The 19,254-nt window shown below is 39.9% G+C and carries 10 protein-coding genes and 2 pseudogenes; 8 read left to right on the top strand and 4 right to left on the bottom strand.

The window, feature by feature from the left end; all coding sequences use genetic code 11:
* The first annotated feature begins 131 nt into the window (after nucleotides 1–131).
* The 6 genes and pseudogenes from NVS78_RS09655 (at nucleotide 132) to NVS78_RS09630 (ending at nucleotide 13,314) form a co-directional block, all read left to right on the top strand.
* Nucleotides 132–3,530 (top strand): carbohydrate-binding protein, encoded by a 3,399-nt coding sequence (locus NVS78_RS09655; RefSeq protein ID WP_286359023.1) that lies wholly within the window; start codon nucleotides 132–134, stop codon nucleotides 3,528–3,530.
* Between the two features lie 517 nt (nucleotides 3,531–4,047).
* Nucleotides 4,048–7,467 (top strand): golvesin C-terminal-like domain-containing protein, encoded by a 3,420-nt coding sequence (locus NVS78_RS09650; protein WP_286359022.1) that lies wholly within the window; start codon nucleotides 4,048–4,050, stop codon nucleotides 7,465–7,467.
* A 47-nt stretch (nucleotides 7,468–7,514) separates the two neighbouring features.
* A complete protein-coding gene (locus tag NVS78_RS09645) occupies nucleotides 7,515–10,964 on the top strand; it encodes a golvesin C-terminal-like domain-containing protein (RefSeq protein WP_286359021.1) in 3,450 nt (1,149 codons plus the stop codon).
* A 168-nt stretch (nucleotides 10,965–11,132) separates the two neighbouring features.
* Complete coding sequence (mnmE, locus tag NVS78_RS09640) at nucleotides 11,133–12,521, top strand: tRNA uridine-5-carboxymethylaminomethyl(34) synthesis GTPase MnmE (RefSeq protein ID WP_286359020.1); 1,389 nt, start codon at nucleotides 11,133–11,135, stop codon at nucleotides 12,519–12,521.
* Nucleotides 12,522–12,657: 136 nt separating this feature from the next.
* Nucleotides 12,658–12,786 (top strand): annotated as a pseudogene (locus NVS78_RS09635) (relaxase); the annotation flags it as partial.
* Nucleotides 12,787–12,792: 6 nt separating this feature from the next.
* Nucleotides 12,793–13,314 (top strand): annotated as a pseudogene (locus tag NVS78_RS09630) (hypothetical protein).
* A 96-nt stretch (nucleotides 13,315–13,410) separates the two neighbouring features.
* Here NVS78_RS09630 and NVS78_RS09625 read toward each other — a convergent pair.
* Nucleotides 13,411–14,337 (bottom strand): tyrosine-type recombinase/integrase, encoded by a 927-nt coding sequence (locus NVS78_RS09625; RefSeq protein WP_286359019.1) that lies wholly within the window; start codon nucleotides 14,335–14,337, stop codon nucleotides 13,411–13,413.
* Nucleotides 14,338–14,373: 36 nt separating this feature from the next.
* Between NVS78_RS09625 and NVS78_RS09620 the strand changes: the two genes are divergently transcribed.
* A complete protein-coding gene (locus NVS78_RS09620; protein WP_353620736.1) occupies nucleotides 14,374–15,459 on the top strand; it encodes a restriction endonuclease subunit S in 1,086 nt (361 codons plus the stop codon).
* Here the strand turns inward: NVS78_RS09620 and NVS78_RS09615 are convergent.
* Nucleotides 15,452–15,946 (bottom strand): restriction endonuclease subunit S, encoded by a 495-nt coding sequence (locus NVS78_RS09615; RefSeq protein ID WP_286359018.1) that lies wholly within the window; start codon nucleotides 15,944–15,946, stop codon nucleotides 15,452–15,454. The two genes, NVS78_RS09620 and NVS78_RS09615, sit on opposite strands and share 8 nt — an antisense overlap.
* 97 nt (nucleotides 15,947–16,043) lie before the next feature.
* Between NVS78_RS09615 and NVS78_RS09610 the strand changes: the two genes are divergently transcribed.
* Nucleotides 16,044–16,649, top strand: a complete 606-nt coding sequence (locus NVS78_RS09610; RefSeq protein WP_286359017.1) for a restriction endonuclease subunit S — start codon at nucleotides 16,044–16,046, stop codon at nucleotides 16,647–16,649.
* On the opposite strand, the gene NVS78_RS09605 is transcribed toward NVS78_RS09610, so the two are convergent.
* On the bottom strand, nucleotides 16,642–17,838 hold the full coding sequence (locus NVS78_RS09605) for a restriction endonuclease subunit S (RefSeq protein WP_286359016.1): 1,197 nt from the start codon (nucleotides 17,836–17,838) through the stop codon (nucleotides 16,642–16,644). The genes NVS78_RS09610 and NVS78_RS09605 overlap by 8 nt on opposite strands.
* A 2-nt stretch (nucleotides 17,839–17,840) precedes the next feature.
* On the bottom strand, nucleotides 17,841–19,250 hold the full coding sequence (locus NVS78_RS09600) for a virulence RhuM family protein (RefSeq protein ID WP_286359015.1): 1,410 nt from the start codon (nucleotides 19,248–19,250) through the stop codon (nucleotides 17,841–17,843).
* Nucleotides 19,251–19,254 lie beyond the last annotated feature (4 nt).

Here is a 19,254-nt window from a genome sequence, read left to right as displayed (position 1 = left end):
AAAGAGATTAAGAAACTGATATATGATTTTTATATAAGATCATATATAATTAATAATGTTAACTTTATCTTGTCATGATGTTTGTGATTTAAACGTTATTTTTGACAAATTCATGAATAAAATGTACGGGTATGAACTTTTCTAACATCAAAAGAGTCGCTCATTATGAAGCAAAAATATTAAGGCGTACTTGGTCATTTCTATTACTTGCTTCATTCTCTTTAGTGGGTGTTTCAACTTTTCAGGTGCTGGTGCAAGGTAATATAAGGCAATGGACTTCATGGAATACGATTGCGTTATCTTCCTATGTTCCTTATTTTAATGTTTATTTATTCGGCATCGTTCAGGCTGTGCTTGTTGTTTTTTTTACTGTTATTCTGTGGGATAAGGATCGGAATAGGATAGAGACTGCGTGTGTTTGTTCATTGAGTAATGCGGATTACATGATCGGTAAAGCTTGTGGGATGATTCAGGTCTTTATGGCTTTATCTTTGTTATCCCTTTTATCGGGAGCTATTATAAACATTTTTTTCACAAATGCTCCTTTTAACGGGTGGATGTATTTGTTTTACTGGATCGTGTTTTTGTTCCCTTCCCTGGTGTTTATTATTGGTCTTACTTTTTTATGTACAGGTTTGGTTTCAGATAAACCGTTACTTGTTTTAGAGTTGTTGTCATATATCTTTATTACTCTATATTATTTGGACGACTACTGCCAGGGGCTTTTCAATTTTTTAGGAGGGGGTGTGCCTGTCACGTTATCGGATATTTCGGGTTATTCGGATTTAGGTGGTGTCATGTTACAACGTTTGAGTTGGTTGTTTTTGGGTATGGGATTTATCGGTTATTCCGGTGTTTTTTTTAAGTGCATTCCGATTCGAACGGGGCGTGTTGCTGGCCTCGGTGTGTCGACATTTATTGTTGTACTGGGGCTTATTTGTGGTTTTTCGTTATGCATGCGGCAATATCGAAATGTCACTCTCCGGGACGACTACAGAGCGACTTACGAGAAATACCGTTCGAATCGTAAATTGACGCAGTGTAATCAAGTTATTACTTATCGACAAGAGGAGGACCAGTTGACGGTAAAGACACGACTTCGTTTAAAAAATGAATACAAGGAAACGGTGAATCCGGTGCTTCTATACTTGAATCCCGGTTTGCGGGTTAGCCGGATATGCATAGACGGTGAGAGAGTTGATTTCTACAGGGATAATCAAGTGATCGTGCTTAATGAGGCGGTGGAAGGAAAAGGTTTATTGGACTTGGAAGTAGAATATTCCGGAAGAATAGATGAATCTATTTGTTATCTTCAATTATGTGACGATTACGTGGCGAATACATGGAATATCGGCTCTGAGCTTTTTCGTTCTGGTAAGAGATACGCTATATTAGAGAAAGAGTATACTTTACTCACTCCGGAGTGTATTTGGTATCCGGTTTCAGTTCCCCCGGTAAATCCGTCCGATGTTTATGCGGTGGAAAAAAACTTCACGAAATACGGTTTGAAGGTAGTAGGGGAGACCGATCGCACGGTTTTGTCGCAAGGGGACCGGATCGAGTCGAACGACACGTTAATTTTTAGGAATGAACATCGGTTGCCCGGAATATCTTTGTGTATCGGCGATTACAAGCGTTATCAAATGCGGGTGGACTCCGTTTCCTATGAATTTTTTGTCGTGGAGGGACATGATGATTTTATGGAACATTTTAATTGGGTAAAGGATTCTATGACTGGTATCATACGTGAGTTTAGGGATAAAATTGAAAAGAAAAATAATAGAAAGTATCCTTATGAACGTTTCATGATTGTGGAGACTCCGGTTGCTTTTGCCGCTTATTTCCAAAGCGAGAGAGGAGGTGGTGGAAAGGTACAGCCCGAGATGGTCTTTTTACCGGAAAGGGGTGTCGGTTTCAGAAACATGGATTTGGCGAAAAATAAGCAGACATACCGGAAAATAACGAATGAGGAAAAGATGGAAAATGTAGAGAGGAGTGTATTGACACAATTATTAAATCATATATTTATATCGGAATACGGTAGTTTTATGGAGGAAAACCCGTTGATGAGACTTTTCTTGCCCTATTCTTACGGTAGTTATACGTTAAGTGGCAGTCCGTTTACTCTTACTCCGTTGTTTTATAATCATGTGAATCAATTGTATTCACGGGAATACCCGATCTTGGATGCCGTGTTAAATAGTTTGTTGAACGGGGCGGATACGGTGCAATTGGGTTGGATCGATAATCTCGAAGTCGGTAGTCGTTCATATCAATTGGCCGTAAATTATCTTAAAAGTCATAGTTTGAAGGAAGCTTTAAGAGATCCGGAAGTCACGTCCGATGTTTTATATCAACTTATAAAATTAAAATCTGTTGCTTTGAGAGAAAGCTATCTGGGGCTGACAGTCTCTTATTTTGATTTTAATGCGTTTATAAGACAATATTGGGAGGATCATAAATTTGAGAAAATTGATTTTACCTCTTTTGACAAAGCATTTATGGAACGATTCGGGATAAGCTGGTGGAGAGTACTACCGGAATGGTACACGGTAAAGCGGATACCCTCTTTCATGATCCAAGATGCATGCGTGGAAGAGATTGCAGAGAAGGAAGATAGGAGTTCGGTGGATCGGCGTTACCGAATCCATGTGGATGTCTATAACGAAAGTGAGGTGGAGGGGGCGGTTGTATTGACTTATGCGAAATGGCCGAAAATGGGGAGTAACAGTAAAATGATGTCGGTGTATACGAAAAACGTTTTAATAGAAGCTAAAAAGGCGAAAGAAATTGTTATCGTAACGGAAGGCAAGCCTACATCGGTTTTTTTGAACACGATTCTTTCCGGGAATATACCGGCCTTAATCCCTATAGAATATTCTGGGAAGGTGACACATGAAGCAGACCCAGGGGTACGAGATATTGATGTCTCCCGTTTTTTCCCACGGGAGGGAGAATGGATTGTAGATAACGAATCGGGGGGATTCAGCATATGGCAGGCAGCGACGGGAGATCGTACGCCTGGATGGTTGAAACCTGTTTCTTTTGCGGATACTTATGACACGTATAATGTTATGATGGCGTCGGGGGTGTGGTCGCTAGTGACACATTATGGTTTCTACGGGAGACGGGTAAGGAGCGGTTGGATGAAAAATTGCGGGAGTGGGGCATCTAAAGCGAAGTGGTCGGTGAAAATAGAGAAATCCGGATATTATGAAGTTTTAGTCCATATACCAAAATACGTTAGTTTGCAACGGGTGGAGAGATTGCCGGGAGGTTTTTTTATTCCCTCGTCAATTTCGGATAGAGAGTTGAGACAAAATTACATTGTACGGCATGATGGGCTGGAAACGGAAGTTTCGGCGGCGATCGTATCGTTGGAGGACTGGGTTTCTTTGGGACGTTTTTATTTCTCATCGGGAGAAGCCTCTGTCGTGCTGACAGATCAAGGAAGTGCCGATGACCAGATTATATATGCGGATGCCGTGAAGTGGGTTTTTAACGGAGAAAATAAGGTACCCGAAAAGTAAAATATTTTAATGCGATTTTGAATGTTCTTTGGACTGAAACCAGTATGATCTATTATTTGTAGAATTTTTCTTGTCTGTTGGCATTATAATTGGGTAAAATACGGAGAGGATCGAATATACGAAGAGATGGGGTATAATTATGAATTCGATTCTGGAGATATTCTATGAGTATGATAATTTGTTAAATCGCAGATACGGGTCTTATTTTTAGCTCAGGGATATGGAAGTATGATTACTCTTTCGTAACGAAAGAGCAGACAAGAAAAACATTTGGAGAGTAGTGATGTTTTAATAAAGAGTTGGTGAGCGAAATCTGGTAGATATTATTTTGTAAATTTAACAAATTGAATAGTTCTTTTTTATCATAGCTGTATTTGTATTTAGTAATATACAGAAAAACAATATTTTATAGTGTTTTGTGAAAATCATCGATAATTTTGCATATTAACTTTTCTTTATCAAAGTATTAATAATTAAAACGTTATTTTTGGTGAAATCCTAAAAATAATGCACGATTATGAACTTTTCTAACATCAACACGGTTGCCCGTTACGAGGCAAAAATTTTAAAACGCTCTTGGTTGTTCAGGGTATTGGCTGTACTTTCTCTTGTAGGTGTCATTGCTTTTCAAATCATGATTCAAGGGAAGTTAACTTTTTGGACTTCATGGAATCTGATTGCCATGTCTTCCTACATTCCCTATATGAACCTGTATCTGTTTGGCATGGCAATGGCCGTGACAGTGGTATTTTTGGGTGGAGAGCTTTTGAACAGAGATCGTAAGTTGGACACGATGGAGATCATATATGCTCGGTCTATGAGTAATGCTGATTATGTTATCGGCAAGAGCTGGGGAATTATTCGTGTATTTATGGGTTTGGCCTTGATATCCTTGTTGTTGGGAGGAATTGTCAATCTTTTTCTTAGCGATGCTCCTTTTAACGGGTCTATCTATCTTTTTTACTGGATTGTTTTTTTGTTTCCCTCGTTGGTATTTATCTTGGGATTGACTTTTTGGATTACGAGTGTTGTTCGTAATAAAGCATTGACGATATTATTTTTATTGGGTTACGTGTTCTTGACGATCTTTTATCTGAGTGAAAGAGGGCAGGGGCTTTATGATTTTTTGGGTTCGACGATACCCAATACATTTTCGGATCTGACAGGCTACCCCAATCTGGGCTCGGTATTACTACAACGTTTGGTTTGGTTATCACTCGGGATGGGACTTACAGGCTATTCGGTTACTTTATTACGACGAATTCCGAATCGTCCGGGGCGCAGAATAATACAACACGGTCTTTCGACTTTGTTCGTATTCGTGAGTGTCGTATGCGGTTTAATGTTGTATTTTTCTAATTATCAGGAGAGAGAGAGACGTTCCGCCTATCGGGCGAGTTACGATCGGTATCATGCAGGTGATAAATTGACGCTTGATAGGGAAACGATAACCTATCGCCAGGAAGGAGACGGAATAGAGGTACGAGCTTTCTTGAAACTCGTAAACCTACATGACAGGGAGGTTGGTTCCGTCGTACTATATTTGAATCCCGGCTTGGAGGTAAAACGTTTGACAAAGGGAAGTCAAGAGTTATCTTTTTTAAGGGATAATCAGGTAATTGAAATAAAGGAGAGGGTTGCTCCCGGTGATTCTCTTTTACTTGCTTTGGAATACGCGGGACGAATCGACGGTTCGATATGTTATTTGGATGTGGATGATAAATATATCTTCGATACCCGTACGACGGGTTCTTCTATATTTCGTTCAGGAAAGAGATACGCTCTCGTGGGAGAAGATTACACCTTATTGACTCCGGAATGTCTTTGGTATCCGGTATCGATACCTCCGGTAAACCTGAAAAACGGATACGATATTCAGAAAAATTTTGCGGACTATCGCTTGAACGTGGTGGGAATGGGAGATAAGACGGTATTGTCCCAAGGTGTGCGGGAAACTTCGGGTGATACATTGATTTTCCAGGATGAATATCGTTTGCCGGGAATTTCCCTGTGTATAGGTTCTTATAAAAAGTATGCGGTGACGGCGGATTCGGTTTCTTTTGAGCTTTATATAGCGGAGGGACACGATGATTTTATGTCCAGTTTTACCGAAATACAAGATTCGATGGCGTCTGTTTTGTCGGATTTGAAATATAAAACGGAAGAGAAAATGAATCGTAAATATCCCTATCGTCGTTTTATCGTAATAGAAAGTCCCTCTTCTTTCGCTTCGTATTATCGGAATGAACGGGGAGGGAGTGAGCGAATACAACCGGAAATGGCTTTTTTGCCGGAGCGGGGTGTCGGATTCTGGGGTATGAATTTTAAGAAAACATTGGAAGGGTATGCCTGGATGCAAAAAGTGAATAAGACGATGGGGTCGATGTTGGATGGCGAGCGTCAGGCGTTCAAACAATTTGTCCAAAGTGCATTTATGAGCGAATACGGTAGTTCTATGGAAGGGAATCCCCTTAAAAGACGTTTTATGCTAAGTAAGATGAGTTTTGACTACGAGTTGAATGGAAACCAATATGATATTTCTCCATTATTCTCCAATTATGTAACTTATATCTATTCTTCAGAATATCCGATTATGAATATCATATTGAACGGTCAGTTAAAACGGGGAAAATCACAGGGGACGGCTTATTCAACATATAGTACTTCCTATAAAAAAGCAATGCATTATCTGAAGAATCATAGTATAAAGGATGCTCTGGAGAATTCCGAGCTTACTTCCGATGTTTTATATCAGATTGTTAACTTAAAAGCTTTAATATTACAACTACAATATTTTGGCTTGACGATAGATCAGAAAGAATTCAATGATTTTATCAAGCAGTATTTTGATGAGCATAAATACAAACAGGTCGAGTTTGTCCGTTTTAACGAAGACTTTATTAAACGTTTCGGGATTGACTGGCTGAAAGTATTACCGGAATGGTATACGGTCAATCGGGTTCCTTCATATATAATCAGAGAGTGCTTTGTTGAGACGGTTGAAGGGGATATGAAAGAACCGGACTATAGCAAGAGGCGTTATCGCATTCGAGCGAGTATATATAATAATAGTGATGTGGATGGAGTAGTTTCGCTCAATTATTCCCTAATGCCCAAAATGGAGGCCGGAACGGTAATGATGGCATATACCAGCGAAGATATGAATAACCGGAGCCAAAACGTTTTGGTGGAGGCCGGGAAGGCTAAAGAGATTATTATTCTGTGCGAAGGACAATTGGCGCAAGTTTCATTGAATATGAATATTTCCGGGAATCTTCCTTCCGTTATTTCCCTTTCTCCTTATGGTTCTGGTAGGGAAACACGGGAAACCTCTTCGGGTATAAAAGATATAGATCTTTCCCGTTTTTTCCCGAAGGAGGGGGAACTAATCGTGGATAACGAGTCGAGCGGCTTTCGTGTTTTAAACGTACCTTCCGGTAATCAATTGCGCAGATGGTTTAAAACGAGCGATACAACGAAATACAAAGATTTTTATAAAGCGACTTTTGCTGAAGAGTGGATCCTTAGCGTTCATGACGGTTTTTACGGGGGACATATACGAAGTGGTTGGAGGAAAGAAGGGGGAGACGGTAGCTCCAGAGTGGAGTGGTCTACGCGGATAGAAAAGGCCGGATACTATGAAGTTTTTGCCTATATCCCCAATCAGTTGTCTTTGGTTCAAATCAAAGCATCCCATAGTGTTGTTTTCGGGATTCAGAAACAAACACCGATAAAACAGCTGTATCTCGTTCGTCATGATGGAAGCGAGTCGGAGGTGGAGTTGGAAATTCCTTTTGTTCAACGGGAGTGGTTATCATTAGGACGTTTTTACTTTTCTCCCGGAGAGGCGTCGGTTATTCTGACGGATAAGAATTGTACTCCGGATCAGGTGATATATGCTGATGCGGTGAAATGGGTTTATGAAGGAGAAAAATAGATATCGAATTTTACTTTGGGATAAGCTTCTAAACTATACATACAAATATGAATATTCATAATATAAATACCGTAGCCCGTTACGAGGCAAAGATACTGAGACGCTCCTGGTTGTTCAGGATGCTGGCCATTCTTTCTTTGGTGGGGATTACCTTTTTTCAGCTGTTGGTACAGGGGAATATGGTACGATGGACATCATGGAATCAAATCGCGTTGTCTTCTTACGTTCCTTATATGAATGTCTATCTTTTCGGTATCACGTTGTCGATAACTGTTATCTTTTTGGCGGGAGAGCTTTTAAATAAAACCCGTAAAGTGGACACGATGGAGATTCTCCATGCTCGTCCGATGAGTAATGCGGATTATGTAATAGGGAAAGTTTGGGGAAGTGTTAGAGTATTCATGGGATTAGCAATTGTCTCTCTGCTTTTGGGAGTCATGGTAAACCTTTTTTTCAGTGATGCTCCCTTTAATGCTTTCTTGTATCCTTTATATTGGGTATTGTTTCTGTTTCCTTCCTTGGTGTTTATCTTAGGATTAACCTTTTTAACAGTAAGCATCTTGCGTAATAAAGCATTGACAACTCTTTTTATGCTTGGGTTTGTTTTTCTGACCCTGTTTTATTTAAGCAATATTCATCGGGGATTTTATGATTTTTTAGGTACGACCATTCCGAATACCTATTCCGATATAGCGGGGTATCCAGAGTCGGGCTTTGTAGTTTGGCAACGTTTGACGTGGTTATTCTTGGGAATGGGCTGTATCGGTTATTCGATTGCTTTTTTACAGCGAATCCCAAATCGTCCGGGACTCAGAATGAAGCAACGGATGATTGCGACAATACTGGTTGTGCTCGGTGTATGTTGTTGGTTTGTCCTGTTTTCCTCTACGCGGAGATCCATGCATGACCGGGAAGAGTACCGGAGGAGTTATAACCGGTACGAAGCACGCCCTAAGTTGACTCAAAAGTCTCAGGTTTTGGTTTATAAACAAAAGGGGGATCGCATAGAGGCGACAACGGAGATGCAATTGGTAAACCCTCATGATCGGGAGGTGAGTGCTGTGCTATTGTACCTAAACCCCGGATTGAAGGTAGACAAGATATTAAAAGAGGGAAAAGAGGTCTCTTTTTCCAGGGATCATCAGGTATTAATCTTGGACGACAAAATAGAAAGTGGAGATAGCGTGAGGTATGTTTTGGATTACGGAGGACGGATAGACGAGTCGATTTGCTATGTCGACCAGCCGGACGAACTGGTATTCGACAGCAGAACCATAGGCTCCTCTCTTTTTCGCTCCGGGAAAAAGTATGCGATGGTCGAACCGGATTACACGCTTCTGACACCGGAATGCTTGTGGTATCCGGTTAGTATTTCTCCTGTGAATTTGACGAATAGGTATGATGTTCAGAAAAATTTTGCCTCTTATGTTTTAAAGGTTGTCGGTTGGGGAGAGAAAACGATATTGTCTCAGGGTGATCCGGAACCATCCGGCGATACACTTATTTTTCGAAACGAAAACCCTTTGCCGGGATTATCCTTGTGTATCGGTTCGTATAAGAAATACTCGTTAACAGCGGATTCGGTCTCTTTTGAACTTTACGTGGCGAAAAGGCATGATGATTTTATGGCCTATATAAGTCATGTGCAAGACTCAATGAAATCGATATTATCCGATATGAAAGTCAAGATAGAAGATGCAAAGGGCCGTAGGTATCCTTATCGCCGTTTTATGGCCATAGAAGCCCCGGCTTCTTTCACCTCTTATTATCGGGATGAAAGAGGAGGGAGCGAACAAGTTCAACCGGAAATGGTTTTTTTGCCGGAACGTGGCGTGGGATTCTTCAGTATGAATTTTAAAGGGTCCAGCAGATCTTACGCTAATAACGTACGGATGATGAAAGGGACGGAATTGGATTGGGTCGCCATGGAACGCTTGTGGGTTGAACAATTTATTCGAAATACGTTTATGGGTGAATACGGATGGTTCGGAGAAGGAAATCCTTTGATGAGGCGTCTTCCCCGGAAAGGTGGGATAAAAGGGTATAGATTAAACGGTAATCTGTTTGATATTTCTCCCATGTTTTTTAGTTATTCGGGTTATTTATACTCCTCCGATTATCCGGTAATGAATTTGATATTGAATGGTTTGATGAAACCGGAAGAGGGACAGCAGCAATTTACCCCGGTATATAGCAGTTCCTACTGGAGAGCCGTTCGTTATCTTGAGAATCATAGCGTAAAAGAGGCCCTTGAAGATCCGGAGATCCCTTCGGACGTGTTGCGTCAGGTGTTAAGTATGAAAGCGACGGTTTTGCAAAAACAATATTTAGGTAGGGTCGTGCCTTCTGCCGAATTGATAAAGTTTATCAACGGGTATATGGAGCAACATAAATACCGGCAAGTGGATTTTTCCGATTTTAACCGGGAATTTGTAAAGCATTTTAAGATGGATTGGCTGGAAGTATTACCCGAATGGTATACGGTAGATCGAATACCCGCGTTTTTGATCCGGGATTGTCTTATTGAAGAGATCGAAACAAAAGATAAAGATCGCGGTCACAGGAGATATCGTATCCAGGCAAGTGTATATAACGATAGTGATGTGGACGGAGTGGTTACCCTTAACTATGTTGTTATGCCCTCGCGGTTGAAAAACGTGGGTGGAGTAGTTATAATGAATGCCGGTCAAACGAATGACAATAGTAAGAGTAAAAATGTATTGGTAAGATCTAAGGAGGCCAAAGAAATTGTTGTTATATGTGAAGGCAATATCATGTCGGCTACATTGAATACCAATATTTCCAGAAATATTCCCGCTATAATAACCATTCCTCGGAATTATCGGCAAAAAACGAAAGAGCCTTCAGAAGGAGAAAAAAGGATAGATACTGCCCGTTTTATGCCCGAAGCAGGGGAGTTGATCGTGGATAATGATTCGAAAGAATTCCGGATATCGGATTCTTCTTCCGATAGTTCAATACGTAAATGGTTTAAAAGCGCCGATACATCCGAAATCAGATACAATAATTTTATGGCTACCAATAAGTGGATGCTCGTCACTCATTCGGATCTATACGGGGGATATGTGCGTAGCGGTTGGATGAAGAAGAGCGGGGAGGGGAACAGTAAGGCCGAGTGGTCTGTGCAAATAGATAAAGCGGGATACTATGAAGTTTTTGCCTATATTCCGGATAATATGCAGTTAACTCAATATCAATACAAAGGAAGTGGCGCCTCTGTTATATCTGCTTCGATGATTACAAGAACGGGAAAGGCGGAATCTATAAAGCAATACTATACCGTTAGTCACGAGGATAAAGAGTCAGAAGTGGAAATAGAGATACCTTTCTCCGGGAGAGGCTGGTTGTCTTTGGGGCGGTTCTATTTCTCCTCCGGTGTGTCCTCTGTCGTGCTTAGTGATAAGGGAAGTTCGGACAATCAGGTAGTGTATGCCGATGCGATAAAATGGGTTTGGGATGAGGGAAAAGAGTATTAAATGACCGCGTGAGTGAGATAAAGGTTCTGTGATTTTGTTGCAATGATTTAATCTCGGTAATTTTGTAATTACGGACTCCATATATGTTTTTTTGATTGGAAACCGGAAACTGTACTTCCGCTATTTCTCTTCCGGTGAAAAAACGTATCTTTGCGGAAAAGAGAGATTATGACTGATAAGAGTGTAATATGTGCCGTTGCAACGGCACCGGGAAGCGGTGCTATTGCAGTTATACGGTTGTCGGGAGAAGGGGCTATCGCTTTATGTGACCGAATTTTTCTGTCGCCTTCCGCTAAGAAATTGACAGACGTACAGCCTAACACCGTACATTTCGGGCGTGTAATGGAAGGTACGGAGTTGGTGGATGAAGTTTTACTCTCTGTTTTTCACGCACCTCATTCGTTTACCGGTGAAGATTCGGTGGAGATATCCTGTCATGGTTCCGTGTATATTCAACAGCGAATATTGCAGTTGCTTGTTTCCCGTGGAGCTCGTTTAGCTCGTCCCGGCGAGTTTACGCAGCGGGCTTTTTTGAACGGGAAAATGGATTTGTCGCAGGCGGAAGCGGTGGCCGATCTGATCGCTTCCTCTTCTTCTGCCGCTCATAAAATGGCGTTGAATCAGATGCGGGGCGGGTTTTCAAAGGAGTTGATAAAATTGCGTGCGGAATTGCTTCATATCACCTCCCTTTTGGAGTTAGAGCTTGATTTTTCGGAGGAGGACGTGGAGTTTGCCGATCGGGCGGAACTTCGTGCTATTGCCGTAAAAATAGAAAATATGATTGCCGAGTTGTGCAACTCCTTTTCACTCGGGAATGTCATTAAAAACGGCATTCCGGTGGCCATTGTAGGGAATACCAATGTCGGGAAAAGTACGCTTTTGAATGCTTTGCTGAAAGAAGACCGGGCCATCGTTTCTGATATAGAGGGAACGACTCGCGATGTAATAGAAGATACCATAAGTTTAAGCGGTATGCTATTCCGTTTTATCGATACAGCCGGTATACGTCATACTTCCGACACGGTTGAAAGTCTCGGTATCGAACGTACCTTTGCTAAAATTGCCCAGGCGAAAGTCGTATTGCTTTTGCAGGATGTAAACCGGAGTAGCGACCAGTTTATTCCTTACTACCGGCAGGTGAAAGAACGTCTCTCTCCCGGTGCTAAATTATTGATTCTATTAAATAAAATGGATCAGACGGAGGTACTGGATGCCGTTAAGGAGGAGATAGAGACTCAGATTTCCGGCGAACCGATTCTTCCCATTTCTGCTAAGAAAGGTTATAATATGGATGCCCTTGTCCGTTGGTTGACCTCCTCCGTCAATACGGAAGCTCTTGGCAATGTCATTGTCAGTAATGTTCGGCATTACGAAGCCCTTATACACGCTCTCGAAGCTATTCGCCGAGTTACCACCGCTCTCGATACCACCCTAAGCGGCGAATTCATTTCCCAGGATATCCGGGAATGTCTCCACTACCTCGGCGAAATCACCGGCGAAATTACCACCGACGAAGTTTTGGGTAATATTTTTAAGAATTTTTGCATCGGAAAGTAACTTGTATAATGTATTGATAGTAAATATGTTGATAAATATAATAATTAAAAGCAAAAGCAAATTAAAACATTATATTATACATATTGAGCAATAATATATAATTTCATCATGATTGTCAAAAATTCAGTTAACTGACGGTGAAAGTTTACAAAGTGATCTTCCGTAGAGAGACATGGACGAGGATGATTTACAATGGGCACGCAGATGCGCTCGTGCTGCCAGTCGCCTATTGGGAAAGGAACCGAAAACCGGATTAAAACGATGACTGAACATGAAAAAGAAATTCGACTTTTCCGCAGAAATGGCTGAAGCGGAAGCCATAAAAGCCATTCCCAAGAATGAATTTCTATAGGAAGAGAAACAGTTACTCAACCTGAATATAAAAGAACTTGTCAGCTTGAATGACAATGTGCATGAAATGAGTGTAAATCTGGTAATTTTACTAAAATCTATACGGGAATATAAATTGGTTATTACCCAAGAAACGCAGGAACAAGCCGAAAAATTCGGGCAGATCGTCCTTGATAAATTCCTTCATCAGATTCAATACAAATGTAATGAAACTGAACGGAAAATCTGTAAGGTCGACAACCATATTTTCATACCATATACGACATTTTATATCTTGATTATCATACTGGTAGACCTATTTTCTTTTTTCGTCAGCATGATTATAGTCAATGCCGAACTATTACATTCAAGTCTGATTTGGAAAGCTGTTGCCTACTGTACCCTTATTGCTATTATAGGAATTGCCATGGTGATAATCATACCGAAAATTTTGGATAAGTAAAAATGAAAGAGTCTCAACCGATGATAGCTTATTCGGTTGAGACTATACTTGGGGTATCATCGTTAATTATTCAAAACTACACTCACCAGTAAAATGTTATTTGCCAAGCGACTTGAACATCTTGGCGATGCAACGCTTTTTCTGTTCCATATTTGGATGGACATAAAGATTGAGCGTGGTGCTGATATTTGAATGTCCCAGCAATACACTGACTGTTTTATAGTCGCAATTGCTTTCTATACAGCGTGTAGCAAAGCTATGGCGAAGCCCATGAAACTTTAATTTGGGAATACCAAGTTGCTCCATCAACCGCTTGTAATAATTGCGATATGTTCGTGGTTCTGTGGGCGAGGGTTCATTGGTGAGTATGTAGTAATCCGCATTTACCACTTTTTTCAGTGGTTTCACCAAAGCAAGCAACTCCTTGCTCATAGGAATTTCACGGCAGGAGTTCTTTGTTTTAGGCGTATTGATAATCAGCTCAGTATATTTCTTTTCACCTTCAATAATATAAATACGCTCTATGGTACGCTGAACGCTGATAGTTCCGCTATCTACATTGATGTCACTCCAGCGCAGAGCACAAACTTCGCCAATACGAAGCCCAGTGCTTAAACTAATATAAATGCCCAAATTACGAAATGTGAAATTTTGACGGATATAGTCCAATATTTTTTTGTGATGGGCTACAGTCAACACCTCCAACTCTTTGTTCTTTTCAGTTGTAGGATATTTTATGTCCCATTCTGAATAGTTCATCCACTCGTGTTTTACTCCGAACTTCATCACCATTTTGAGCACGATAAGAATATCCTTTACCGATTTTACACTCATGCCACCATTGAGTTTTTGTAGTACAAAATCTTGTACCGTTTTCTCACTTAACGCCTCACTCTCGCCAAAATATGGCAAAAGATGGTTTTCCAGAATCAACATATAGGCGGCAAATGTTGATTGCTTCACATATGGACGCTTGTCCTCTCGCCATGCTTCCGAAATTTCTCTAATTGTCTTCTGAATCATAATCTTAAAATCAATAGTTCTAATAATTAGAGAAATATAATAGATAATGTTCCAAATCTGAGATTCCCAGAGTTTACGGATGAATGGAAGAGATCTTCTTTGGGTGAGGTAACAACTTTCGTAAAGGAACGAATTGGTGCAGATAAACTCACCAGAAACAATTATGTCTCAACAGAAAATATGAATCCGGATTTTGGTGGCATTAATCAAGCATCATCTGTTCCAAACAACACAAATGTAATACACTATCAAAAAGGAGATGTGTTACTATCCAATATCCGTCCTTACCTGCGTAAAGTTTGGGCAGCAAGCAGTGATGGAGGGTGTAGTGCGGATGTGTTCGTGTTTAGAGCCAAATCTATTTCTTCTTCATTTCTACATTACATAATGGCAAATGATACTTTTATCAATTACGTTATGTCTGGAGCTAAAGGCGTGAAAATGCCACGCGGGGACAAAGAGCAGATATTGAAATATATTTTTTCAACTCCAAATATAGAAGAACAGAATAAAATCAGCCATTTGCTACATTTGTTGGACGAACGTATTTCTACCCAAAACAAAATCATTGACAAGCTACAGTCCTTAATTAAAGGACTTACGGTTACACTAACGATTAAAGGAAAGCCGAATACTACAATTTCTAAATGTTTAGCGTGTCATAGCTCAACACTTCAAGAAAGCGAGGTTTCATCTAATGGATTGTATAAAGTATTTGGTGCAAATGGATTAGTCGGTTATACAGATGTGCCACAAATGAACGGTGATGCGATACTAGTAATCAAGGACGGTTCGGGTGTTGGTACAGTTACCTACGTACAAGGCAAATTTTCGGTAATTGGCACACTCAACTATCTTACAGTCATAGGCAACAATGATTTGCGATATCTGTACTTTGCGCTGTCAGTGTTCAACTTTCAACCGTACAAAACAGGAATGGCCATACCGCATATCTACTTCAAAGACTATGGTAATGCGAAAATATATTGCCCTCCACTTACCGAACAAAAGCGTATTGCAAATGTGCTTGGCAAATTGGAGAGCAAACTCTTATTGGAACAAGAACTTATTACATTGTTCAACCAGCAAAAGCAGTATCTGTTGAGACAGATGTTTATATAAACATCTGTTGGAGTAGATATGATTTAATATGACGAAAATTTTTGAGAATCGTAGTTTGTTGATGTAGCTTTATTTCCAAATTGCACATTAGGTTCGCTATATGATTTTGACATTTTTTTGATGGCAAGAAGATTTTCATCTCAGCCAAAGTCGACATGACAATGTAAGGAGTATTACTTGTGCTTTTTTCGATAGCTATTCTTTTAGGCAGCATTACCTTTAGTACGCATTTGACAAAATGAATATTTTCAGTAAAAGCATCCAATACATAAGTACGTTGATAAGCATTGAAACGTCCGTTATAATAGTTGATATAGCCAAGATTTGCACCATTACCTGAAATAAGTAATGCTTCAGTATCAAAGGCATATTCATTAATCGCAAATGGAATTTCAGCACATGTATAAAAAGGGTATTTTCCTCCTTCTACCATAGCATTTGCATCTAGCTTTCCCGTGGTGATATGACATATGTCTTTGAGTGTCACCCATTTCCCGATATTATCTGTAAATACAACACATGAACGTCCAATTCCTTTAATTAAGGATTTGGCATCAGTAATGTCTGCAATNTTGGCATCAGTAATGTCTGCAATAAGTGCAAAATTATTCTCTCAAGAACCAATAGTATGGAATAGATTAAATTCTTACTTTGTTAAAGGAAAAGCTGGAGGGACACCCACATCTACAAATAAGAAGTTCTATGACGGAGATATACCTTTTTTAAGTATCAACGACATTACTAAACAAGGTAAGTATATTTGGCAGACAGAAAACCATATAAGTCAAAACGGGTTAGACAATTCTTCAGCTTGGATAGTACCGAAACATAGCTTAATTATGTCAATGTATGCTTCTGTAGGGCTAGTCACCATAAATCAAGTTCCCATAGCTACAAGCCAAGCAATGTTTTCAATGCTATTGAAAGACATATCTCTGTTAGATTATCTATATTACTATTTGTCCTATTTTAAGCGCAGGCATATTCATAAGTATCTTGAAACAGGAACACAAAGCAATATCAATGCCGATATTGTTCGTGGAATAATGATACCTGATTATGAGTATCGTCACAACATTAAGATTGCTTCTATGTTACAAAGTATCGATGTAAAACTTGATAACGAATCACTCATACTTAACCAATACAATCAACAGAAGCAATACCTGCTCTCGCAAATGTTCATATAAACATTTGCGAGAGTAAATATTGTTTCTGCTTTGTATACTCGGCGAGTAAACTATTATGTGTGGTCAATAGTTTTTGTAACTTCCTGAAAATGATGGAAATTCTTTTCTGTTCATCCAATTTTGGCAGACGTATTTGAATGTTTCCCATTGTATTGTTCATAAGTTTTGGATTAGCTAAATTTATAGAGACATATTTATTTGTAGCTTCTGCCAAAACCAATGAAACAAAATGAGTATCAAACCCTTTTCTGAGTTTTAACAAACCACAAACGTTAGTGCAATTAAATTTTCCATCACGATAAAATACTGTTCCTGCATTTGCACCGTCAGTTGTCCAACTGACGTATTCACCCTCAAACATATAATCGTCAAGGTAGCCCATAATACCATCATTTGATGTTTGAGAGGAGTATACTGGATATGTAGGATTCTTTTGCTGGCTAATTTCTATGGAGCTAATAACTCTACCACGTCCTATCTTTGCTATATCTTTGATTTTGAATTGTTCCCAAGTATCAGAGTAAAGCACATTCAAACTAATTGCAGACATTAGTTTCTTCAAATCCTCAATGATTTTGATTTGGGTAGCAATCCGCTTGTCTATGGCTATTAACAGTTTTGCAATTTTGGTTTGTTCTTCTTTCGAAGGAATTCCGATATATACTTCATCGAAATTACGAATACTTATAGAAAACACCTTTGTGCCTTGAGCAATTCTTCTAATCTGTTTGTGAAATGAATTAGAAGCAAATGCATAACCTTTATAGCCAACAATAGTCAAATTGGAATTATCCCGTCCATGGATTGTGTGTAGCCCTGAAACAATTTGCTGATTAGCGCAATTAACCATTTCAATGGCTTTGGCTACATCGTTCGTGTCTTCCGAAGCATCTGCAAATGCTACATCTCCCTCTTTGAAGAAAGTGTATGATTTAGGTACAGCACCTTCTTTGATGTAGGGAAGACTGTCGTTAGCTGCATCTACCATGGTTGGCACTCCTTTATGAATCAAACCATAATGCAAGTTTTTGATTTTACCACAGTCATAATCCAATTGTTCCCATGATAGTGAGTTCGTGGAATAGAAATATAAAATGTCAGATACTTTAGCTCGCTTCCACTTCCCTTCAAACTCAGGAAAACGCAAAGTTGGAACATTGAGGACTTTATTTTCGTTATTATTTGCCATAATCATGATTCTTTATCAGGGTTAATATCAAACGGCAACAATTTGTCACCATTATTAAACCGGTCGAAATCAGAGATAAAAGAATGGTCTTGAATCACTTTATATTTCTCGTACTCACCATACGCCTTCTCTCGTGCTGCTTCTTGTGAAACTTTGCCAGCTGTATCTTGTGCTTTATAATCCATTGTGACAAGAAACTGTTCAAGACGTTGCTTCCAGTCTTCCATCGTCGTGATGATGTGACGTTGTGCACGAAGCTCTGCAAATTCAAGGAATGCGTTAGTTATGCCGTTGAGTTCGGAAACCTCTTTATCTGACAAATAGTTCTTTGCCACAATCGTATCGGACTTTTGGACTCTACCATCGGGAGTTTTCTTCCAAGTGGTCAATCCCATGTGGGGCATTTCAGAGTCGGCACGTTCATATACAATTTCGGCAGCGGTACGATTAGTTACAGCCAAGTGCATCATATTTTGCACCATCTTGAAGAACAATTGGGTACAATCCGATTTCGGATCGTAATCGGCACTGCATTCCGCATAGATGTCTGTTATCTTTTGATAATATCTTCGCTCTGATGTGCGTATTTCACGAATACGCTCCAGCAAATCATCAAAATAATCTTTGCCAAAATGCTTCCCTTCTTTTAGGCGTTCATCATCAAGTATATACCCCTTAATGACAAATTCTTTCAAGACAGATGTAGCCCAAATACGAAACTGTGTGGCTTGATAGCTATTGACACGATAACCTACCGCTATGATGGCATCCAAATTATAGAACAACGGAGTACGCTCCACATCCCGTTCTCCCTCCGATTGAACTATCCCAATTTTTCGGATAGTTGCCTCTTTGGTAAGTTCACCGGATTCATAAATCTGTCCAAGATGATAGTTGATGGTTCGTACATCCACGCCAAATAAGTCCGCCATGCGCTTTTGCGACATCCAAAATGTTTCGCTATTGAATATTACTTCTACTCGAACTTCACCTTGTGCGGTTTTATATAGTAATAGATTGGAACTAAACGAATTTAACACCAATTCGTTGGTAGATATGGTTTGAGAAAAGTAATCTCTTGCCTGTTGTACCAATACTTTTTTTGCATCGGCATTTTCAGCAATAATCATACATGCCATACGAGACAAGCGGAAGATACTGACTTTACGGAATGAGCCACTACCTATCTTCACCATATCAACCGCTTGGTTGAAATGGTCATCCACATTCATGCCTTTTTCGCCAGCTACTTTGATTGCTTTGTCTACGACTTTTTGGAATTTCCAATAAGCCGAATAGCCCATAGCAACGCAGAGGTCACGTGAACTCCAATATTCATTTTCGTTCTCATCGTGACGACGGATATTGTCGAATGAAGGACGCATTTCAGGTATGTTGTCTATCTCTGCCATAACA

It is taken from the genome of Gabonibacter chumensis (genome assembly GCF_024741215.1).
Lineage (GTDB): Bacteria > Bacteroidota > Bacteroidia > Bacteroidales > Marinifilaceae > Gabonibacter > Gabonibacter massiliensis.
This window is presented reverse-complemented; position numbering and strand designations above follow the sequence as displayed.